Annotated in this window: 11 protein-coding genes; 7 read left to right on the top strand and 4 right to left on the bottom strand. The window is 65.1% G+C overall.

Annotation, left to right across the window (positions count from 1 at the left end; genetic code table 11):
- Positions 1 to 18 precede the first annotated feature (18 nt).
- The 3 genes from IV498_RS03615 to IV498_RS03605 form a co-directional block, all read right to left on the bottom strand.
- Entirely contained in the window at positions 19 to 4,113 is a 4,095-nt protein-coding gene (locus tag IV498_RS03615) for a non-ribosomal peptide synthetase (RefSeq protein WP_269045232.1), read from the bottom strand.
- Positions 4,092 to 10,850: a non-ribosomal peptide synthetase gene (locus IV498_RS03610; protein WP_269045186.1), complete on the bottom strand. Its 6,759-nt coding sequence runs from the start codon at positions 10,848 to 10,850 to the stop codon at positions 4,092 to 4,094. The genes IV498_RS03615 and IV498_RS03610 overlap by 22 nt, the downstream gene beginning before the upstream one ends.
- A gap of 211 nt (positions 10,851 to 11,061) precedes the next feature.
- Positions 11,062 to 11,385, bottom strand: a complete 324-nt coding sequence (locus IV498_RS03605; RefSeq protein WP_269045185.1) for a hypothetical protein — start codon at positions 11,383 to 11,385, stop codon at positions 11,062 to 11,064.
- A gap of 325 nt (positions 11,386 to 11,710) precedes the next feature.
- On the opposite strand from IV498_RS03605, the gene IV498_RS03600 reads away from it, so the two are divergent.
- The 3 genes from IV498_RS03600 to IV498_RS03590 are packed head-to-tail and all read left to right on the top strand — an operon-like array spanning position 11,711 to position 15,428.
- Positions 11,711 to 12,718 (top strand): nitrilase-related carbon-nitrogen hydrolase, encoded by a 1,008-nt coding sequence (locus tag IV498_RS03600; protein ID WP_269045184.1) that lies wholly within the window; start codon positions 11,711 to 11,713, stop codon positions 12,716 to 12,718.
- Between the two features lie 11 nt (positions 12,719 to 12,729).
- A complete protein-coding gene (locus IV498_RS03595; RefSeq protein ID WP_269045183.1) occupies positions 12,730 to 13,761 on the top strand; it encodes an agmatine deiminase family protein in 1,032 nt (343 codons plus the stop codon).
- Positions 13,762 to 13,787: 26 nt separating this feature from the next.
- On the top strand, positions 13,788 to 15,428 hold the full coding sequence (locus tag IV498_RS03590) for an APC family permease (RefSeq protein ID WP_269045182.1): 1,641 nt from the start codon (positions 13,788 to 13,790) through the stop codon (positions 15,426 to 15,428).
- Between the two features lie 144 nt (positions 15,429 to 15,572).
- Here the strand turns inward: IV498_RS03590 and IV498_RS03585 are convergent, their stop codons facing one another.
- Positions 15,573 to 17,168: a PucR family transcriptional regulator gene (locus IV498_RS03585; RefSeq protein ID WP_269045181.1), complete on the bottom strand. Its 1,596-nt coding sequence runs from the start codon at positions 17,166 to 17,168 to the stop codon at positions 15,573 to 15,575.
- A gap of 146 nt (positions 17,169 to 17,314) precedes the next feature.
- On the opposite strand from IV498_RS03585, the gene IV498_RS03580 reads away from it, so the two are divergent.
- The 4 genes from IV498_RS03580 (at position 17,315) to IV498_RS03565 (ending at position 23,016) form a co-directional block, all read left to right on the top strand.
- Positions 17,315 to 18,745, top strand: a complete 1,431-nt coding sequence (locus IV498_RS03580) for an aminobutyraldehyde dehydrogenase (RefSeq protein ID WP_269045180.1) — start codon at positions 17,315 to 17,317, stop codon at positions 18,743 to 18,745.
- Between the two features lie 286 nt (positions 18,746 to 19,031).
- A complete protein-coding gene (gene gabT, locus IV498_RS03575) occupies positions 19,032 to 20,393 on the top strand; it encodes a 4-aminobutyrate--2-oxoglutarate transaminase (protein ID WP_269045179.1) in 1,362 nt (453 codons plus the stop codon).
- Between the two features lie 139 nt (positions 20,394 to 20,532).
- Positions 20,533 to 21,405: a universal stress protein gene (locus IV498_RS03570; RefSeq protein ID WP_269045178.1), complete on the top strand. Its 873-nt coding sequence runs from the start codon at positions 20,533 to 20,535 to the stop codon at positions 21,403 to 21,405.
- A 279-nt stretch (positions 21,406 to 21,684) separates the two neighbouring features.
- Positions 21,685 to 23,016: a hypothetical protein gene (locus IV498_RS03565; protein ID WP_269045177.1), complete on the top strand. Its 1,332-nt coding sequence runs from the start codon at positions 21,685 to 21,687 to the stop codon at positions 23,014 to 23,016.
- The last annotated feature ends 30 nt before the right edge of the window (positions 23,017 to 23,046 follow it).

Raw genomic sequence — 23,046 nt, 5'->3', positions numbered from 1 at the left:
AATGTTTGGTTTCAATATTTATTCGGTGCCGACGCTCAGTTGGATGGCGAGGACTGGTGAAATATCGTCCAATGCCCTTTCGCTGAGCATCTGCGAGTGCCGTTCCGCCACGGGTGTATCGATGATGCGCCCCGACACGTAAGGCTGCCAGGCATCGGCGGCAGGCCTACCCTGGGGCACCTGCTCGGTGGCGGAGAAAAAGTACAGGTCGCCGTCGAACTCCGTCAGCTCAGCGGTGCGGATCAGCCGCGCCAGAACCGAAAAATTGTCCACCATGGCCTGCACCGATGCCAACGGGATGTTACCCAGCGGGTTGTGGTTTTCGCGCAGGATCTCCAGTACGCGTGCAGCATCGAGGATACGCTCCTCCGCAGCCGGAGCCGGGTAGCCCACCGCTTGCAGATAGCTCGCCAGCAGGGCTGGTCCGGTACCAATGTCGCTGTTGCTCTCCTGATTGGTCGGGTAGGCATCCAGAATCGCCAGGAACGCCACCTCATCCCCGCATTCCTGCAGCCGCGTCGCCAGCCGCTGCACCAGGTTTCCACCAAAGGACCAACCGAGCAGATGATAGGGGCCCTGCGGCTGCACGCTCTTGAGCTGGGAAATGTAGTCATCGACGAACTCAGTCAACGTAGCAGCCTCGATACCTGCATCAGCCTCCGCAGACATTCCGGGCATCTGCAATCCGATTAGCGGACGTTCCTTGTCCAGTCGGCGCAGCATGGCGGCGTAACCCCAGCTGACACCCGAGGCAGGGTGCACTGCGAACAACGGCGCCTTGCTGCCCGTGCTGCGCAACGGCAACACCCGCTCCAGCGAAGCTGCCACGCTTTCGCCGGCGCCCTTGGACGCCTCGGCCACCAGCTGCTCCACGGTGGGTGCGCGGAACAGCGACTGCACCGGAAGATCAGTGCCCAACGCGTCATTTATACGGGAGATCAGCGGCTGGGCCAGGAAAGAGTGACCGCCCAAATCGAAGAACGACTCGTCCACGCCGACCACCGGCAAGGAGAGCACATCGGCAAAGATCTGGGCCACCGCCTTTTCCTTGGGGGTGCGTGGGGGGCGCCCGTCGCCGCCTTTCGAAGGCGCGGCGGCGGGAAGGGCGCGGATATCCAGCTTGCCGTGGGCCGTCAGTGGCATCTGAGGAATGGCCATCAGTGCGGACGGAACCATATACCCGGGCAGCACGGAGCGCAGCTGGGTGCGTGCCGCATCGATCACCCGCTGCTCAAGGGCCTTCTGCACGGCGGTGCGCGCTTCCGCGCCGGCGGCGCTGTTGTCGCCGTCATCGGGGTCCCCAGCGGTGCGCGGAGCATCGGCACCGGCGGCTTCCTCCGCCACCAGATACCCAACCAGCCGCGCGGGATCGGCGCCCGGAGCGCCATCCGTTCCGTTAGTGCCACCCGTTCCGTCGACGACGAGGACAGCGGCCTCGCGCACACCCGGCACTGACCTGAGGGCACTCTCGATTTCACCCAGCTCCACGCGGAAACCACGGATCTTGACCTGATCATCGTTGCGGCCGCGGAAAACGATGGCGCCATCGCGGTGCCGGGTGACAATGTCCCCGGTGCGGTACATCCGTTCCCCGCTGCGGCTGAACGGATCAGCTGCGAAACGTTCGGCGGTCAGGTCCGGCCGGCCGCGGTATCCCCGGGCCAATCCGCGGCCCGCCAAATACAGTTCTCCGCTGGCACCGGCTGGAACGTGCTGGAGGTGTTCGTCGAGCACATACGCCCTCGCGCTGCGCACGGGAGTTCCCAGAACCGGAACCTCGGACGCGCCGACCTCGGCCACTAACGAATCTACGGTGGCCTCGGTGGGGCCGTAAAGGTTCCAAGCACGGACCGAACTGCGCGATGCCAGGTCCTGCCACAACTCCGCGTCGAACGCCTCCCCGCCAATGGCGAGGTGAAGCGGCGCCTGTGTTCCCGCGGGCGTTCCTGTGCGCGTTGCGGCGGCTTCTCCCGCAGCTTCCCGGCCCTTGAGTATTTCGGCGAACACGGGTTCGCGCATCAGCTGGCGCAGATAACTGGGTGTCGTTTCCCAAGCACCAATGTTGTGTTCGGCGAAATAGCCGGCCAAGCCCTGCGGATTGCGGCGCAGCTCGTCGTCAATCAGATGCAGTTCGTGTCCGTCCACCATCCAGAGCATCGGATCCCAGGAGGCGTCAAAACCCACTCCGGTGGTGTGGGCCACCCTGGTGCGTCCGTGGCTTGGGCCTTCGGCAGCCTGCGGCAGTACCGTGGTCCGGTGCGATGCCAGCAGATTCGCCAGTGCGCCGTGGCTGATTTCCACCCCCTTGGGCCGCCCTGTGGAGCCCGAGGTGAACATGGCGTATGCCAAGTGCCGGGGCAAAATCGTCCCTGCACCGGCGGCGCCGGACCCCGCAGCCGGAAGATCTTCGAGGCAGACCACGTGCGGCGAATCGATCCCAGTCTCCGTCAGCGGACCATCCAGCCCGGCAGCGACCGCCCGGCTGGTCAGCACCACCTTTGGAGCGGCGTCAGTGAGTATCGCTGACACCCTTTCAGCCGGATAATCGACGTCGATCGGGTTGTAGGCAGCTCCGGATTTCAGTACACCGAACACCGCCGTGATCGTGGCCAGCGACCGGGGGAGGTAGACCGATACCAGGTCATCCGCCGTCACCCCTTCCACCAGCAGCCGGCGCGCTATGCGATCCGAATCGGCGTCCAGCTGGGCGAAGGTCAGCGATTCGGGGCCAAAGACCACAGCCGTATCGTCGCTTTGCTGCGCAACAGTGTGGGTAAAGGCGTCAAGAATTGTCTCCGGCGCCGGTGCGGCTGCTTCCGTGGCCGTCCCATCCGTGGCGCCAACCAGCTGCGCGAGCTCGGACTCCGGCAGGATGTCCAGCCGCGAGACCGGATGGTCCGGCGCGGCGACGGCCAGCTCGATAAAGGTTTCCAGCCGCTGCACCAGTTCCCGGACGGTGTCAGGGCTGAACATCGACGCGTTATAGTGCAGCGTGGCCGCCAGACCGTCGTCGCCACCAAGTTCACGGAAGGTGAAGGACAGGTCGAATTTCGCTTCACCCGTGGATGTCTCGGGTTCGACCATGGCTTGCACGCCTTGGAGTTCGACGGCGGCGCGCGGCGTGTTTTCGACGGTGAGCATGGTCTGGAACACCGGATGGCGGCCCAGCTTCCGCGGCGGATTCAGCGCTGAGACGAGCCGCTCAAAGGGCACATCGTCTTTGTCGAAGGCGTCGAGCACACTGGCCCGGGCCCGGAGCAGCAGCTCGCGGAAACTGGGATTGTTGGAGGCGTCGAGCCGGATGGGCACGGTATTGACGAAGAAGCCGATCAGGTCGGCCAGTGCGGGATCGTTCCTGCCTGCGGTGGGCGAGCCGATCACCACATCCTCACCTGCCCCGATCCGCTTCAGGAAGCCGGCGAGGGTGGCATGCAGCGCCATGAACAGGCTGGCATTGTGCTCCCCGGCCAAGCTTGCGAGGGCTTTGGCGCTGGCTCCGGGAATACTGAAGGAGTGCTGGCCACCTTGCTGGCGTGCGTCATCCGGGCGGGGAGCGTCGGCAGGCAGCGCTAATTCTGCCGGCAGCCCGGCCAAAACCTGGCGCCAGGCCTCCAACTTCGTATCCAGTACGCGAGCTTGCCCCGCCGCAGGGTTGTCCACGGCGAGCATCTCGCGCTGCCAGAGCGTGAAGTCCGCATACTGCAGGGCCAGCGGCCGCTGCAGGGCCCGGGCTCCGCCGGTCCGGGCGGAATATGCCGTGGAGATGTCGCGTGCCAGCGGTGCCAGCGAAGCGCCGTCGGTGGCGATGTGGTGCATCACAAGGTGCAGCACCCATTCGTCCGCATCCACACGGATCAGCATCGCCCGCAGCGGCAGATCGGTGCGGACATCGAAGCCCTGCTTCGCCCCGGCGGACACCAGCGCAGCCAACTCCTGCGCGGAGGAAGCGGCGGGGGTCTGCAGAATGCCGGTGACGTCCGACGCATTCAGGATGTGCTGCTCGGGAGTCCCGTCCGTGGCCGGATAGATGGTGCGCAGCACCTCATGCCGGTGCACCAAATCGTCAATGGCGGCGGCCAGGGCATCCGGTTTCAGGTCACCTGTGAGACGCACGGCAAGGGAGATGGCGGAATTGGCTTCGCCGGCTCTGAGGGCGCCGATGACCTGCTCCGCCCGGGTTCCGCGGACCTGAGCGATCGGCCGGACCGGCGGCTTTTGGCCCACTCGGCCAGGCTCAATGCGCCGCCGGAAGCTCGCTGGATCTTACCTTCACCCCCAGCGCCGCCGCCCTCGCCCTCGGCATCGCGATCGGCGCCGGCTTTGTGGTCACTGCCGCCGGGCACTCCGGCCGGTGCGTCGTCGTCCTTCCCGGACATCGCCCGCAGCAGGGCCGCTGGGGTCGGAGCCTCGAAGAGGGCGCGCAGCCCAAGCTCGACGCCGAAGGCCCCGCGGAGCTTGGCCATCAGGGTGACGGCCAGCAGCGAGTGGCCGCCGAGATCGAAAAAGTCATCGTCGAGGCCCACCTCGGACGCCCCCAACACGGTGCCGAAAAGGGTGCAGATGGTTCGCTCATCCCCGGTTTCCGGCGCCCGAGACGAGCGTCCTGCCACTTCCGGTTCGGGCAGCGCGCGCCGGTCCAGCTTGCCGTGGGCGGTCAGCGGAATATCCCGTACCGGCAGCAGGATCCGCGGCACCATGTAATCCGGCAGGCGACCGGCGGCATGCGCGCGCAGTTCATCTGCGGATACGTCCCCGACGTAGTAGCCGACAATCCGCCCGGCGGCAGCATCGACGACGACGGCGGCGTGCTCCACGTGTTGATGGGAGACCAGCGCATTCTCGATCTCGCCCAGCTCAATCCGGAAACCCCGGATCTTCACTTGGTCGTCCGCGCGCGAGAGGAAGGCCAGCGACCCGTCCGGCCGCCGCCGGACCAGATCGCCGGTGCGGTACATCCGTGCCCCCGAGGTGAACGGATCGGCTACGAAACGCGAGGCCGTCTCGGCTTCGCGGCCGGAATAGCCCATAGCACTGCCCATGCCGGCCAGGTACAGCTCGCCGACTATGCCCTGCGGCGCAAGGCCGAGGTATTCATCCAGGACGTAGGCCCGGACGTTTTGCACCGGTCGGCCGATGTTCGGCTCGGTCCCGGTGATCTCCGCGATGACAGAGTCAACGGTGAATTCGGTGGGGCCGTAGAAGTTGTAGCCGATGACGGACTTGCTGGCCGCAATCTCCTGCCACAGGTCATCAGGAACGGCTTCGCCGCCCAGCGCTATGGTCATGGGCCGCGTCGAATCCTCTCCACGTGCGGTCAGCAGGCCGGAATTGATCAACTGGCGAACATAGGACGGAGTGGTTTCGAGGACGTCGATGGCTTTTTCGGCGCAGAAGCGCACCAGCGCCTCGGCATCGGTGCGGACCTCGTCGGAGATCATGTGCAGCTGTGCGCCGGCCACCAGCCAGAGCAGCGGATCCCAGGAGGCGTCAAAGCCAAGACCTGCGATATGAGCCACAGCCACCTTCTCATTGGCGCCTCGGTCCTCGAAAGTCCTGGCAAAGATGGTGCGGCGGTGCTGGAAGTACAGATTAGCCAACGCACCATGCGCAACGGCAACCCCCTTAGGGCGGCCGGTGGATCCGGAGGTGTAAATGATGTAGGCCGGATCCGTGGGCGAGACGTGCGGGTAGCGGGCTGCGGCCGGATCGTTCGACTGACTGGTTCCGGCAGGATCATCGGCAGCGGCTCGGCCTGCTTCCAGCAGCGCAGCGATTTCGGTGACTTCGGTGCCACCATCCTGCGCTGCGTTCCGGATGCCGGTCCCGGTGATTACCAGACGTGGTGCACTGTCCTCGATAATCATCCGGATCCGCTCCGCCGGGTAACTCAGATCCACCGGGACGTAGACCGCCCCGGCCCGCAGCACCGCAAGGGCTGAAGCCACGGCATCAATGCTGCGGGGGAGGGCAACCAACACACGGTCCCCGGGCTCCACGCCGGAGGCCGCGAGCCCCAGCGCAAGCATTCCGACGCGGTCGTCGAGTTCACCGAACGACAGGTTCCGCCCGCTGTCGCTCAGCGCGGCGGCGTCGGGGTGCCGCACGGCCGTGGCAGCGAATTCATCCAGCAGCGTGCCGTTGTCGTCGTCGTGACTTTCTGCTTCAGCCTGCCCCAGCGCTAGCCGCGCTTCTTCCGGCCGCAGCACCGGAATCCGGGACAGCGGTGCCTCCGGCTGTCGGGCAAAGTGCTCCACGACCGCCACGAAGCGTCGGGCGAGATCGGTGGCGGTCGAGACCTTGAACAAGGCCGGATCGAAACTGAGCGAACCGCTGAGTCCGGCTGCGGTATTCTCCCCGCTGGTATCCGCAGAATCCACGTCCGGCGCCCGCTCGGTTAGATCCAACAGCAGGTCGAATTTCGCCCCACCGGGTTCGGGCGCCTGGTCCACCTCCGCCGTCATGCCCTGCAGCGCCAGCTGCGCCGGTGCCGTGGTCTGTAAAGTCAACATGACCTGGAACAGCGGATGACGGTCCTGGGAACGGGCGGGATTCAGTTCCTCCACCACGCGTTCAAAGGGCGCCTCCTGGTTGGCGTAAGCCCGCAGGTTGGTGAAACGGACAGCTTCGATCAAATCTGCCGCGCTCGGATTGCCCGAGGTATCGGTGCGCAGCACCAGGGTGTTGACGAAGAATCCCACCAGCTCATCCAGCTTGGTGTCCACCCGGCCAGCCACCGGTGTGCCGATCGGAATGTCCGTTCCGGCGCCGAGTTTGGTCAGCAATGCGGCCAAGGCCGCCTGCAGCACCATGAAGAGACTGGCATTGTGTGCCCGGCCCAGCGCCGCCAGCCGCTGGTGCGTCTGCGCCCCGATGTCCACGCGCACCGACTTACTGGCACCGATATCGAGGCCTTCAGCGTCGTCGCCAACCTTGTCGTCGTCGTCGTTCTTGGCTGTGGCCTGACCCGCGATCCGCGAACCGCGAGGATAATCGTAGGGCAGCCGAAGTTCCTCCGGGGCATCGGCGAGTTCAGCGGCCCAGAACTCCAACTGACGGGAGATGGGACTCCGCGGATCATCCTCGTTGCCCAACTCGGAACGCTGCCACAGTGTGTAGTCTGCGTACTGCACGGGCAGCGGCGGAAATTCGGGCACCGCGGCGCCGAGCCGGCTGTTGTAGGCCGCGGAGAGGTCACGCGCCAGCGGTGCCAGCGACCAGCCGTCGGAGGAGATGTGATGCAGGGTGATCAGCAGCACGTGCTCGCGGGCGTTGAGCTGGAGCAGGATGGCACGCAGCGGCAGATCTTTGCCGAGATTGAAGCCACGGGCGGACTCCGCCCGCAGCACGTGCCCCAGCCGCTCCGGGGTGGTTTGGATGGCGGTGAGTTCAACGCGGGCTTCGGCGGCAGACAGCAGCAGCTGCTCTGGGGTGTCGGAGCTGAACGGGAAGATGGTGCGCAGGCTTTCATGTCGGCCGACGACGTCGTTGATCGCCTGCTGCAGCGCCGGCACCGCCAGCGGACCGTTCAGCCGGACCACGATGGGGATGTTGTACGCCCCGGATGTTGGGTCGAATCGGTTCAGGAACCACAGCCGGCGCTGTGCGTAGGACAGCGGGATCCGTTCCGGCCGGGGCTGTGGCAGCAGGGGGTTGTCCGTGCTTTCGGCAGGCGTCAGCCGTTCCGCCAAGGCAGCGACAGTGGGAAATTCGAAAACCGTCCGCAGTGACGGTGCTGAACCGTGGCGCTCCCGCAGCACGGATACTAACCGGGTGGCCAGCAGGGAATGACCGCCGAGCTCAAAGAAGTCATCATCGATGCCGACGGCGGCGAGCCCCAGCACCTCCGTGAAGGCTCCGGCCACCAGGCGTTCGGCGTCATTACGGGGTTCCAGCGTCGGGGCGTTCTCTTCCGGTTGGGGCAGGGCTTTGCGCTCCAACTTCCCGTTCGGGGTCAACGGGATTCCAGCCAGCTGCACAATGGCGGAGGGCACCATGTAGTCCGGCAGCTTCCTTCGCGCCGCACTGCGCAGGGCGGCCGTGTTCAGTTTGCCGGGAGCGGTGACGTAGGCCAGCAACTGGTCATACCCCGCCCGATTTTTACCCACTGTCACCGCCGCGTGCTGCACTCCGTCCTCGGCGAGAAGCACTTCTTCGATTTCCGAAGGTTCAATGCGGAAGCCGCGGATCTTGACCTGCTCGTCCATCCGGCCCAGGAACTCGACAGTTCCGTCGGAAAGCCGGCGGACCACGTCTCCGGTGCGGTACATCCGGGACCCATCGGAGGCGAAGGGGTCCGCGACGAAACTTTTTGCGCTCAGCTGCGGCTTATCAAGATAGCCGCGCGCCACGTTGACGCCCGCAACATAGAGTTCACCGATGGCGTTGGCCGGAAGCGGATTCAGGCCGGCGTCCAGAATATAGTGCCGGCTGTTCAGGACCGAACTGCCCAAAGTGGGGCCGGTACCGGATTCGATCGCTGCGGTCATGGAGTCCACAGTGGTTTCGGTGGGTCCGTAGAAGTTGTAGGCGCTCACCCCCTCGATCCGGGCCAGCACGCCCCAGAGGCCGGCGTCGACAGCCTCCCCGCCCAGCGCAAGGACGCTCGGGTGTGTGGATGCTTCGAAGAGGCCCTGGGCCAGCAGCACTTTGGCAAAGGATGGCGTCGTCTCGACGCTGTCAATCTGCCGGGACAGCAGGTATTCCATCAGCGCCTCGGGGTCCCGCCGCGTCTGGTTATCCACCAGGTGCAGCTCATGGCCGGCGAACAGCCACAGCAGCGGATCCCAGGATGCGTCGAACGACAGACCCGCAGTGTGTGCAACTCGAAGCGTGCGGCCAAGCCTGCCCGCGGCAGGGGCGAAGATGTCCTGTTGGTGGCCTATCAAAAGGTTCAACAGTGCCAGGTGCTCAACGCCGACGGCCTTAGGACGTCCGGTGGAGCCGGAGGTGAAGATGATGTATGCCAGGTCGTGCTGGGACGCGGAGGGGGAGGAGGGATATCCAGCGGGTCTGGCCGCCAGCGCGGATGTGAGCAGTTCGGAGTCCAGTGCCAGCACCGGAATACTGGTCTGGATCCCGGAGTCGGCGTCTTCCGGATGGGCCAGCGCGGTGGAGCTAAGCAGCAGCAGTGGTGCCGCGTCTTCGAGCATTCCTTCGACCCGCCCGGCGGGGTAGTCCGGATCCAACGGCAGATAGGCAGCCCCGGATTTCAGGACCGCAAGGATGGCGATGGGCAGCAGCGTACTGCGGTCCAAGCGCACCGCGATGCTCGTGGCAGGTCCGGCTCCCTGGCTTCGCAGCAAATGTGCCAATTGATTTGACCGGCGGTCCAGCTCCTCGAAGTCCAGTTCGCCGTCAGGGGCGACGACGGCGCGGGCTTTCGGTGTGGCGGCGGCGCGCGCCCGGAACTCCTCCACGACGGTATGGCCGGGAAGCTCAGCAGTATCCGCTGCGCCCAGCTCCAGCAGTTCTCGTGCCTCCTCGTCGCTGGTCAGGGACACGCGGGCGACGGGAACATTGGGGGCGGACGTGAGCTCGGTCAACAGCCGAATGAACCGCTGCAGGTGATCGGATACCGTCCCGCGGCTGTACAGCGCGGCGTTGGCTTCGAATTGGATGGTGACTTCGGCAGCGCTCGGTTCAGCAGGGCTGCCGACACTGTTCAGTCCGTGGATCACAATGGATAGATCATCGATGGGACCGGTGGAGAGCACGTTCATGGTGCCGTTGGCCGGCCCGAACCGCAGATCATCCAGCACGGGCAGGATATTCACCGAAGGACCAACGTAGCTGGAGGCAGGATTGAGGCTTTCGTACCGGAAGCGTTGGTGGATCAGCGCGTTGCGCAGGGCGCCACCCATCGCGGCGACGGTTTCCTCCACCGTTTTCTCAGGGCTGATCCGCAGCCGGACGGGAAAGATATTGGAGAGCATCGATGGCACCGACTTGGCCAGTGCGCCGCGGCGGGCTGTCACCGGAAGGCCAACCGAAACTTCGCGTTCGCCGGTCATCTTGTGCAGGTAGATGGCGACGGCGGTCAAGAGTACCGCTGGAGCCGTGCCGGCCGCGGCGCCCAGTCCAGCTGCGAGCCCGGAGGGCATGTGGGCGCCGAGCCGGATCAGTTCGCTGGCGGTACCTGCGGGCCGGCCGGCAAGGCCGGAGACAGGCTCCGCGTCAGCTAAGTTGTTCTGCCAATAATCTCTGTCCGCGGCGGCGTGCCGGGAGTCGGCATAAGCGCTCTCATCGGCGAGCAGCTCGTCCAGGGATGGGAAGGGTGATTGCTCCGGCCCCAGATCCGGGGTCGGGTCCGAGCCGGCGTCATTGGTCAGCAGATGCTCATACAGTTGGGCCACCCGCTTGAGCACCAACACCGCGGAATAGCCGTCCAGCATCAGATGGTGCACGCGCTGGTAAAAGAAGCAGCGGTCTTCGCTGAGCCGGAAAATCTCGGTTCGCAGCAACTGATCGTGACCAACATCGCGGGCCGTGCCCAAGTCCAGCTCCATCAGCTGGTGGGCACGCTCTGCCGCCTTGTCGCCGGACCGGTCGCTCTGACTGCGGAGATCGGTCACCACCAGCCGTGTGCGGGAAGTGGCCGTGAGCTGGTAGGGCCCGTTCCCGTCCGCGTCGAAACGCACATTGAGGGCGTCAGTTTCTGCAACCGCCCCACGCACGGCCCGGCCCAGGACCTCCGTGTCCACGGCGCCCCGGATGTCGACGTACTGGGCAATCTGGTACATCAGGTTCTTGGGCGCCAGTTGCTGGGCGTACCAGATTCCCCGCTGTGCGGAAGTCAGTTCCCGCCGTCCGGGTACTTGCGGGGGGAGGGTGGAGGAGGCTTGCTGAGACATGGTCCTTCTCGGGTAGACCGGCAGCGCTGAAGCTGGACCGAAGTGGAGATGGTGCTTATCGGGAAGACGGCGGCGGCTGGAGGGTTGGCCAGCCGGGTCAGCTCAGTTCGAGGTCCAGTACCGGGGACGCTGCGCTAACCCGTTCGGGCGATCGTGGCCGCCCGAACGGGTTAGCGAGATCCGCGCCGGACGGAATTTCGGAGGAGCGTCCTTACTGGAACTGCCCGATTTGGATCGGCCCGATTGGGGCGTTGAGCAGTGGCCCATCAATAACAGAACCGCTGAGCACTGGTCCGTTGACCAGTGGTCCAGAGACGATCGGCCCCGAGATCAGCGCCTTGTTGCCCGTGACGCTGGAGCCAGTTCCATCGACCGAGGCCGGGGCAGCCGTCGAAACCGGTGCGTCCTGCACGGCTGATACGGGCGAAGCCGGCAGTGTTGCGGCGTTCGCCGGTACGCAGCTCAGTGCCAATGTACCGGCTGCCAGCGCAGCGGCCGCTGAAATATGGCCAAGGGTCTTCAAAGACTTCTTCACGTTGCGTCTCTTGGTGTTGTCGTCGAGTTTCCTGTTGCCGCAAAACGGAAGTGGCAACATGAGGCATTCGCTGCGGCCGCTGCTGAGGATGGGTGCGGCGTGCCAGGTGCGCACCCTCCACCGACGCGCAGCATCGCTCCCGGCCCAAACGGCAGCGTAATTTCCCGGCCCAACTAGGTGTCAGGTAATGCACTCATTCGGGCTTTTGAGTGCATTAGCTGCCACTCACTTGGGAAAGTGCGGTTGCCTCTTGCCAAATCCACGAGGCCACCTCCATACTAAATGAACGACGTTCGTTTAGTGATTCAGATCTCTTGGAGTTTCGATGATTGAAGTAGTGTCCGCGCAGGCGCCCCCGTCCCCCGCCCGCGCCGCAGACCCGCAGCGTCTGCCGCTGCGGGTTGGCCTCGTCCAGCACCGATGGCAGCCAGACTTGGCAGCCCTGACCGCCGAGCTGGAGGAGGGCATAGCCCGGGCTGCACGGCTCGGTGCCAGCGTGGTCTTCCTTCCCGAACTCACGCTCTCCCGTTATCCGGCCGACACGCTGCCCACCGCAGTCCCCGGTGAGGAGGCGGAAGACCTGCTCACCGGTCCAACCTTCGCCTTCGCGGCAAAGGCGGCCCGCGCCAGTAACGTCTGCGTCCACGCTTCGCTGTACCAGAAGGCCGACGCCGGCGACGGGCTGGGGCTCAACACCGCCATCTTGGTTTCACCGGCCGGAGAGCTGCTGGCCCGCACGCACAAGCTGCACATCCCGGTGACAGAGGGCTACTACGAGGACAAGTACTTCCGCCAGGGACCCGATACAGAGGACGCATATCAAATACATTCCCCCGATGAGCTTGGCGGTGCGCGGCTCGGGATGCCCACCTGTTGGGACGAATGGTTCCCCGAACTGGCGCGGCTGTATTCCCTCGGGGGTGCCGACTTGCTGGTCTATCCCACGGCCATCGGTTCCGAGCCGGCCTTCCCGGATTTCGACACCCGGCCGCTGTGGCAGCAGGTCATTGTGGGCAACGGCATCGCCAATGGGCTCTTCATGGTGGTTCCGAACCGCTGGGGTGATGAGGGAAACGTCTCTTTCTACGGTTCCTCGTTCATCTCCGACCCCTACGGGCGCATCCTCGTGCGGGCCCCACGCGACGCTTCCGCCGTACTGGTGGCGGATCTGGACCTTGATCAGCGGCGTGACTGGCTGGCATTGTTCCCCTTCCTGACCACCCGACGCCCGGAGACCTACGCGCGCCTGATCGAGCCGGTCCGCGTCGATGCGCCGTTCGGCGGCGAAGAAACGCCGTCCGAGCTGGCCAACGCGGTTGCAGGGCTGCGCTGATGGGCTGGACAATGCCGGCTGAAACGGCACCGCAGGCACGGATTTGGATGGCCTTCCCGCCGGGCGGGTACACGCTCGGAGACACCCCGGAGGAGGCGCACGCCGCCCGAATCACCTGGTCCGCCGTCGCCAATGCCGCCGTGGAGTTCGAGCCGGTCACCATGGTGGTGGACCCAAATGACGTCGAGGTGGCCCGCGGCTACCTCGCGGACACGGTGGAGTTGCTGGTGGCGCCGCTGGACGACGCGTGGATGCGGGACATCGGCCCCACTTTTGTGTTCGACGACGGCGTGGACGACGACGGCGGCGCCCGCCTGGGTGCGGTGGACTGGGTTTTTAACGGCTGGGGCCAGCAGGACTGGGCCAGCTGGGGTAACGACTCGCAGATCGGCTCCAAGGTGACCGGCTGGTCCGGCGCCGAACGGGTGGGATCCCAATTGGTCAACGAGGGCGGCGGCATCGCGGTGGACGGGGAGGGCACCGTGCTGGTGACTGAAACTGTCCAGCTGGACAGGTTCCGCAACCCGGGACTCAGCAAGGCCGATGTGGAGGCGGAGTTGGCCCGCACCATCGGCGCCCGAAAGGTGATCTGGCTGCCCCGGGGCCTGACCCGCGACGCGCAGCGCTACGGCACCCGCGGCCACGTAGACATCGTTGCGGCGATTCCCAGCCCGGGCACGCTGTTGGTGCACCGGCAGAACAATCCGGAGCACCCGGACTATGCCGTGTGCAACCAGATCATAGATTTCCTGGCCACCACCCGGGACGCCGCCGGCCGGAGCTGGAAAATCACCGACGTCCCGGCGCCGGAAACCGTCGCCGATGAGCAGGGGTATGTGGATTACAGCTACATCAACCACCTGGTCCTCAATGGGGGAGTCATCGCCTGCAATTTTGCGGATCCGATCGACGATAAGGCGCTGGCCATCCTCGCCGAAGCCTATCCCGGCCGCCGCGTCGTTCCTGTTGACGCGCGCGAGCTGTTTGCCCGCGGCGGAGGCATCCACTGCATCACCCAGCAGGAACCCCTGCTGCGCCAATAATTCTGCTCTTCCGGAAAGGCCTTACCATGAGCCAAATGACCAGCCAGGATCCGCCGTCGGGCGTTCCCGCCCCGGATCAGGACACCCCTGCCAAAACCGGGCCCGACCGGCATGCCCCGGACAGCGCCGGCCGCCGCCGTGAACCGCATGACGCCGCGAACACGAAGCACGGCATCAGCGGCAAGGGACTCAAGGGCGGTCAGCTCGGCCTGCTGGCCGTCGTCGTCCTTGGTATTTCCTCCGTGGCGCCCGCCTACAGCCTGACCAGCTCGCTGGGGCCAACCGTCAACGCGGTGGGCGTGCAGCTACCGGCGATTTTCATCATCGCGTTCATACCGATGATCCTGATCGCCTTCGCCTACCGCGAGCTCAATGCCGACTCGCCGGACAGCGGCACCACTTTCACTTGGGCCACCAAGGCGTTTGGACCGTTTGTGGGCTGGATGGGCGGCTGGGGCCTGCTCGCCGCGAACATCATTGTGCTCTCCAACCTGGCCGGCGTCGCCGTGGACTTCTTCTATCTCTTCCTGGCCCAGGTCTTCAACAATCCCGCGCTCGCGGACCTAACCGGCAACAAGGCGCTGAACATCGCCACCTGCCTGGCCTTCGTGGCGCTCGCCGTCTGGGTCAGCTACCGCGGCCTGCACGCCACAAAGCTCGTGCAGTACTCCATGGTCGGCTTCCAGGTCCTGGTACTGGGCCTGTTCATCGTGATGGCACTCACGCATGTTGCCTCCGGCGATACCTCCACCGCCATCGCCTTCAGCTGGGACTGGTTCAATCCGGCCAAAATCTCCGGCTTCGACCAGTTCGCCGCCGGCATGTCGCTGGCCGTCTTCGTGTACTGGGGCTGGGACGTGTGCCTGACCGTCAATGAGGAGACCAAGGGCGGCAAGGGCACCGCAGGCAAGGCCGGTACGACGACGGCGGTGGCAGTCCTCGGTCTGTACATCGCCGTGATTGTGGCCACCATGATGGTGGCTGGCGTGGGCGGGACGGGCATCGGCCTGAACAACCCGGACAACCAGTCGAACGTCTTCGCCGCGCTTGCGTCGCCGGTGATGGGACCGCTGGCCATCCTGATGTCGCTCGCCGTGCTCTCCGGCACCGCTTCCTCGCTGCAGTCCACCATGGCCTCGCCGGCGCGCAGCCTGTTGGCGATGGGCCACTATGGCGCGCTGCCGCCACGGTTTGCATCCGTGAGCAAGCGCTTCGGGTCACCGGGCTACGCCACCATCATTGCCGGCGCCATCTCGGGCGGCTTCTACGCGATCATGAAGGTGCTCAGCGAGAACGTCCTCAACGACACCATCCTGGCGCTGGGGCTGATGATCTGCTTTTACTACGCGCTGACCGCGTTCGCCTGTGCCTGGTACTTCCGGCACAGCGTGTTCGCCGGCGTACGGAACTGCTTTATGCGGCTGCTCTTCCCGGTGCTCGGCGGGCTGGTCCTCACTGTGGTCTTCATCCAGACCGCGGTGGACAGCTGGAACCCGGACTTCGGCAGCGGCTCGCAGTTGGGCGGGGTAGGCCTGGTCTTTATCCTCGGCGTCGGCCTGCTGGCACTTGGACTCCTGGTTATGGCCTGGATGTACTGGCGCCGGCCGGGTTTCTTCCGCAGCGAAACCCTGCGCAAGGACACCCCTGCGCTGGTGGTGCCGGAGTAAATCCAACAGACGAGTTCGTTCGGCGCGGTGACCGCTGGCGCCTCTCAGCCCCGCGGCGCTGTTCCTGTCGGTCCGGGGGTGCTGTGGCTGCCGTGCGTCGGCCCGCCCGGTCGCCCGGTCTGCTGCGGCTGCCGCACAGGCATTTTACAGTCCCGGTTTCGCCAGGCGGCGCACGGCGAGCGCCAGCCACAGCTGGACACGGTCCGCGGTGACGGCCGGATCGTAACCGGTGAGCTCCGCGATTTGGGTCAGCCGGTAACGGACGGTATTGCGGTGCAGCGCCAGAGCCTCGGCCACGGCCGCCACGGAACCGTTCAGACGCAGGTAGGAATCCAACGTGCTGATCAGCTCGGCTCCGTGTGCGGCGTCGAAGCTGAGCAGCGGGTCCAAGGCTTCCGCGGCCATATCGGCCATCGGCACGTCACCGCTGGCGAGCAGGAGCGAGGTCAGGCTGAGCCGCTCGGGTTCATTGACTTCCAGGCCCCGCCCGGCGGCCTCCTTCGCCTCGAAATAACTCCAGCGAAGTCCATTGGCCTGTGCATAGGCGCCGCCGATGCCCACCGGTGCCGTGATGCCAACATCGGCCAGCTGCCGGCTCAGCGCCCGGCCAAGTGCTGCGGCGCCGCCCGGAGGGCCAGCGGAGACCACCAGCAGTTCGTTGCTGTCCGCGCCCACCAGCGACGCCGCCACGGCGGCGTCCAGCTCCGGCGGCAGGGCCATCGAGGACAGTATCTGGAATTGGCCCGCCGGCACCCGCACCAGCAGGACAATGTTCCGGGCAGCAGGATTAATCCGCACACTCGAGAGCCTGGCGGCGGCGTCGGAGCCCTCCAGAGAACCCCGGATCACGTCCTGCAGCACCTGCCCCGCCATCTTTCGGGCGGCGTGCCGGCGTTCGCGGAGGTTGTTGAGTTCAACACTGATCAGGCTCTTGGCATAATCGACGATGCCGCCGTCATCGAACGGCTTGCGCAGCCATAACGTGGTGGCGTCGCGCTTTCCGGTGGGCACCACCACCGGAAACCAGTGTTCGTCGTCGACCACGATGCCGTGGACGCCGCCAGCGCTACCGCCGCCGGCATCGCCGTCCGCGCCCCTGCTTGCACCGCTACCGGCACCGCTACCCGCGGCACCGCTGCCCGCAGTTTCGCCCGAACGCCTGCCCGCAGTTTCGCCAGTGATCCTGTGCGCGGATGGAAGGCTGCTGAACAGGGTGCTGTTGTACTGGGTCAGCACCACCTCCGTCCGCACCATCGCCGCGAGTTTGTCCAGCAGCGCGCCAAGTCCGCCGCCGGACAGCAGCGACTGGGCCAGCACCTGATGCTGGGCCAGCAGCCGCTCCAATTTGGCGTAGTGATCCGTCGAACGCGAATCAGCCACCAGCTTGCCGATGGCGATGAACGGGGTGCCATAAGGCACTTCCACCACCGGCACGCCCCAGCGGTTCGCCTCCGCGATCAGGGCCTGCGGAACCTCGTCATGTCCCAGGCCGATGCCAAATCCCACACCCACCGCTCCCGCACGTTTGATCTGCCGCACGAAGGCCCGCTGTGTCGCGGCAGTGAGTTGGCGAACGCCGGTGGTCAGCACCAGTTCCCCACCGCTGAGGAATGGCTGAGGATTCTCCAGCTCGGTCACGGCCGCCCAGAGGATTGGCGCGCTGAGGGTGGACTCCGCGGAGCCGAGAAGGCGCAGATGCAGGGGTGGAACGGTCAGTAAGTCCGCCAAGGTGAGGGCCATAGGATAACTATACAAACGCACCAAGCTGCCGCGGACAATAGTGCAACCGGCCATTCCCCGCTGGGCGCCGCTTGCCCTAAGCTCAGCAGAGGTCCCGTAACCCTATTCCCGGTGCGTGGACATTCGATCGGAGAGGGTTGTACACCGTGGTCCAGACCTTGCAGAACTTCATCAACGGCGAATTTGTCCCGGTAAACGGGACCGAATCGCTGGCGATCATCAATCCCACCAATGGGCAGAACGTGGCCGAGGCCCCCGTATCCGTAAAAGCGGATGTGGATGCGGCCATGACGGCTGCCGCGGCGGCATTCCGTTCGTGGAAGCGGACCACCCCCGGACAGCGCCAGGGGATGCTGCTCAAATTGGCGGATGCCCTTGAGGCCCGCAGTGCTGAGCTGGTTGAGGCACAGCACCGAAATACCGGTCAGGTCCGGCAGATGATTGCTGACGAGGAAGTTGCGGTGGGCGCCGATCAACTGCGCTTCTTCGCCGGTGCTGCGCGCCTGTTGGAGGGAAAATCGGCCGGGGAGTACATGGAGGGCTTCACCTCGTACGTCCGGCGTGAGCCGGTGGGGGTCATTGCCCAGGTGACACCGTGGAATTATCCGCTGCTGATGGCCATTTGGAAGATTGGACCAGCTCTGGCGGCCGGAAATACGATAGTGCTCAAGCCCAGCGACACCACCCCCGAAAGCACCCTGGTGCTGGCGGACATCGCAAAGGACATCCTGCCCGCCGGCGTGCTGAACGTCATCCTCGGCAACGCCGCCACCGGAGCGGCAATGGTGGAGCATCGGGTCCCAGCCATGGTGTCCATCACCGGCTCGGTCAGGGCCGGCATTGCGGTGGCTGCCGGTGCCGCGGCCGGCCTGAAGCGGGCACACTTGGAGCTGGGAGGCAAGGCCCCGGCGGTCGTCTTTGCCGACGCAGATTTGGGTAAAACCGCCCAGTCCATCGCGGAGTTCGCCTTCTTTAATGCCGGCCAGGACTGCACGGCCATCACCCGCGTGCTGGTGGAGGAATCCGCCCACGATGAGCTGGTGGCCGCGCTGGCCACCGCGGCCAAGGGGCTGGAGACCGGCCACGAGGATGACAGCCGGAACTACTTCGGCCCGCTGAACAACGTCAACCACTTCAACGCCGTGTGCCACGTGGTGGACAATATTCCCGAATACGCCACGGTTGTCACCGGCGGAAAGCGCGTGGGGGACAAGGGTTTCTTCTTCGAGCCAACCGTCGTGGACGGGGTCCGGCAGACGGATGACATTGTGCAGAAAGAAACCTTCGGCCCGGTGCTCACGGTGCAGACGTTCAAGACTGAGGAAGAGGCCGTCGAGCTGGCCAACGACGTCGATTTTGCGCTGGCATCAAGTGTCTGGACCAGCAACCACGGCACCGCGATACGTGTCTCGCGGGACCTGGATTTTGGTGCCGTTTGGATCAACACGCACATTATGCTGACCGCGGAGATGCCGCACGGTGGTTTCAAGCAGTCCGGTTACGGCAAGGACCTCTCGATGTATGGGGTGGAGGACTACACCCGGATCAAGCATGTTATGAGTGCGCTGGACGCCTAGGACGGGTTAGGACGACGACGACGGCCGCTGGGTTGAGTGGGTTCGCCGCCGGACCGTTTTGCCGGCGCTTAGACACCTCCCGCCGCGACGCTTCGGTCGCCGAGCGACCTGCGCGGCGCTCTGGTCGGCGATGCGCGCCTACGCAAAACGGCCCGGCGGCTTGAGGGTTTGGCGGCTTCGACTTGCGGCGGTGCGCGTTTGCACAAATTGGCGCCGGCGCTTGGGAGTTTGGTCACCTTCGAGTTCGCGGGGCCAAAGGAATCAGAAACTTAGGAAGGAAGAGCGGATGGCAGATATCCAGTATCGGTTGGAACAGGTGCGGCGGGTTTCGGGGGAGTTCCCGGGACCTAAGTCGGTGGAGTTGGCGGAACGGCGCAAGGCTGTGGTGGCTGGCGGTGTGGCGTCCAGCGTTCCGGTGTATGTGGCGGATGCCGACGGCGGCGTTATCGTCGACGTGGACGGCAACTCGTTCATTGACCTGGGGTCCGGCATCGCCGTGACCAGCGTCGGCGCTTCCGACCCCGCCGTCGTCGGAGCCGTGCAGGAACAAGTCGAACACTTCACGCACACCTGCTTCATGGTTACCCCGTACGAGGGCTACATTGCCGTTGCCGAGGAGCTGGCCAAGCTCACGCCGGGGGATCATGAAAAGCGTTCGGTGCTCTTTAACTCCGGCGCCGAAGCCGTGGAAAATGCGGTCAAGGTCGCCCGCCTGGCGACCGGCCGGGACGCCATCGTAGCCTTCGACCACGCCTACCACGGCCGCACCAACCTGACCATGGCGCTGACTGCCAAGGCGATGCCGTACAAGACCAACTTCGGCCCGTTTGCACCGGAAATCTACCGGGTCCCGATGAGCTACCCGTACCGCGAGGAATCGGATATTAAGGGTGAGGAGGCTGCTCAGCGGGCCATCACCATGATCGAAAAGCAGATCGGCGCCGATTCGGTGGCCGCGCTGCTGATTGAACCGATCCAAGGCGAGGGCGGTTTCATTGTTCCGGCCGAAGGCTTTCTGCCGACGCTCGCCGCCTGGGCCAAAGACAAGGGGATCGTCTTTATCGCCGACGAGGTCCAGTCGGGGTTCTGCCGCACCGGTGCCTGGTTCGCCAGCCAGCACGAGGGTGTGGTGCCGGACATCATCACCATGGCCAAGGGCATCGCCGGCGGCCTCCCGCTCAGCGCCATCACCGGCCGTGCGGATCTGCTTGACGCCGTCCATCCGGGCGGACTCGGCGGAACCTACGGCGGAAACCCGGTCGCCTGCGCGGCAGCGCTGGCCGCAATCGGGTCTATGCGCGAGCATGACTTGAATGCCCGCGCGCAGCACATCGAGCACCTGGTGAAGCGTCGGCTGGAGGCGTTGATCACGGACCTGGGCGACGGCGGTATTGTCGGCGACCTGCGCGGCCGCGGCGCCATGCTCGCCGTCGAACTGGTCCGGCCGGGAACCGCCCGAACCACGAAGGAACCAAACCCGGAGGCCACCAAGGCGATTGCCGCAGCCTGCCTGGAGGCCGGAGTGATCATTCTGACCTGCGGCACCTATGGCAACGTGGTCCGGTTGCTCCCGCCGCTGGTGATCAGCGACGAGTTGCTCGAGGACGGGCTGGACGTGCTTGTGGGGGCGATCCGCGCCCACGCCTGAAGGCTTCTTCCCGGATAAACGGTCCCTGCCCCGCATAAACGTAGTTGCGCCTGCGTTTTATGTGGGGCAGCAACGTTTATGCGGCCGTACAGGTAAAGTCTGAGCCAAGGATATGCCCGGTTCAACGAGGGGAATTTAGATGCGGTACGTGGTCGGTTACACACCCAATGAACGCGGAGCGGACGCCCTTGCACTGGCCGCCGTGATTGCCCGCACGCAGGGTGCCACGCTGGATTTGGTGTACGTGGTCAACGAAGCAACCCCCTACGTGGCGTTGAATCCGGACGGCAACCGCGTCGACGCTTCGGAGCAGCGGGTGCTGACAGCACGGCGGAGCGCGCTCAAGCTTGTCCCCGCGGGGGTCACGGCCGAGTTCCACGTACGCGAGGCTGAGTCATTTGCAGCCGGTCTGATTGAAGCAGCGGTGGAGTATGGCGCGGGGCTGATCGTGGTGGGCGCGGCGGGCAACGGGCTGTTTAAGCGTTTCACCGTCGGCAGTGTGGCGAATTCACTGCTGCATGCCTCGCCGGTTCCGGTGGCTCTGGCACCGCGCGGTTATGGCCGGACGGAACCGCTGACCCGGCTGACGCTGACGGTCGGCACGAGAGAGGGCGCCGGCGCGGCCATCAACGTTGCGGTCAGTTCGGCCCGGCGCCGGAATCTGCCGCTGCGGCTGGTGTCACTGGTGGAGCTGGATGAACTTCGGCAGCAGGACTTCGACTTGGACAGCGCTCTCAGCCCGGCCCGGCGGCACGTGAATTCTGTCCTGACCGAGGCCGCTGCCCGGCTGCCGGAGGGCTCCACCACCCTGACGCTGGCGCATGGACGCTCCATTGAGGAAGCCGTCGACTCCCTGGGCTGGGAGGACGGCGAACTGGTCATCGTAGGTTCCAGCAGACTGGCCCAGCACCGGAAGCTGTTCCTTGGCAGCACCGCGAACAAGGTGCTGCGGGCCCTGCCGGTGCCGATGGTGGTGGTTCCCCGGGACTATGAGCGGATCGACAGCGTATAACGACGGTCGGGCAGCGACCACGGTACGCCGGTCGAGCCGCTCACAGGAACATGATTGACGGCGAATTGCCAGCTGATTCAGGGCAAATTCGCATTGACCGTGACCGTGGTTATCGGCGACTCTTAGCTTGAGCGAGCGCAGCGCAATTCCGTCCGAAATGCGGGCACGGCGTATCCCTGCGGGAAGGGTGCTTTGTGGGGTGACGTTTGTCGGCATTTTTGGGAACAACAAGAGAGTTAAATAGTGCGCGTTAAGGTCTCTGCGAAAAAGATTTTACTTGTGCTGCTGATCGCGGTCCTGCTGGTAGGAGCAGCCGCGCTGGCAGGCCGACACGCGCAGCCGGCTGCGCGTCCTGACCACGACGACGAAATCGTGGCGAATTACGGAGATCAGGCCGGGACCATGGTCCTGCACTGGCGGGGACCGGATGCCACTGTTTTCTTTGGCCGAGATGAATCGTACGGAGGCACGGCCACCGCCACCGCTCCGGTTATCACCCCAGTGGATATTGCTGGCCCATTTCGTGAGGCAAAAATCGATGGTCTCACCGCGGGCACGGTTTACCATTACAAAATCGGTGACGGTGCGGACCACACGTTCAAGACCTCTCCAACCGGAGACTTCACATGGGTGGATATTGGCGACGTCAGTTCCACTTTCAAGGACCCCGCGGCCGGTTCGGCGTGTGACACGCCGTGGGTGGCCGACCACTGGCGGCAGATTGCCCAGGAAAAGCCGGACTTCCTGACCTTTGGCGGTGACATCAGCTACGCCAACAAATGCGGCGCGGGTTCCGTCCACCAGTTTTTCAACGACATCAAGCCGGTCTCCACGATTGCCCCCATGGAATTCGCCTGGGGAAACCACGAGTACGGTGGGCCCACCTCTCCGCCCGCACCGAAGGGGACCCCTCGGGACAGGCTCGACAACTACAAGGGCCGCCTGACCATGCCGAACGCACAGACGTTGGCAAACGACACGCCGTCCCGGCTGAACCATCCCGGATGCCCGGCCGTAGCGCCCGCCACCACCAATTCTTGTCAGGGTGAGGATTGGGGCTGGTTCGACGCGAGTGGAATCCGGTTCTTCCTCTGGCCCGAAGGCGGAGAATACCAATCCACTGCCGACGCCAAGGCGAAGAGTGACCCCATCATGCAGGCGGCGCAGAACGATCCGAAGATTCGTATGATCGTAATCGTGGCCCATCGCCCGGTCTTCAGCAGTATTTCAGCCGAACACCCGCTGCGCGCAGAACTGCAGGATGCGGTGGACACTCTGCACGGTAAATATCCCAAACTCCGGCTCTACCTCGGCCACCACCTGCACGGTGCGGAGGCGATGACGCCCAAGAACGGGGTGACCTACCTGACTGATGGAGGCGGAGGCGTTGAAGAGGTCAGGTTTCCCACCAAACCCGGGGCCTTTACCTCCGCGGGATCGGTGTTCCATTCCTCCCATCCCTCGCACCTTCTCGGTACCGTGAGCGGGAACAAGATGACGCTGAAGTTCATCTGTGGGCCGGTCTACGGCCGCAATCCGACGAAGGATGCCTGCACTCAGGGTGACGTCATGTTCACGGTGAATATGGATCTGCCTGCCGCAACCGGATAGCCGCTGCGGTCCGGTGCCGGGTCAGCTCAG

This window comes from Paenarthrobacter sp. Z7-10, assembly GCF_026932795.1.
Lineage (GTDB): Bacteria > Actinomycetota > Actinomycetes > Actinomycetales > Micrococcaceae > Arthrobacter_M.
This window is presented reverse-complemented; position numbering and strand designations above follow the sequence as displayed.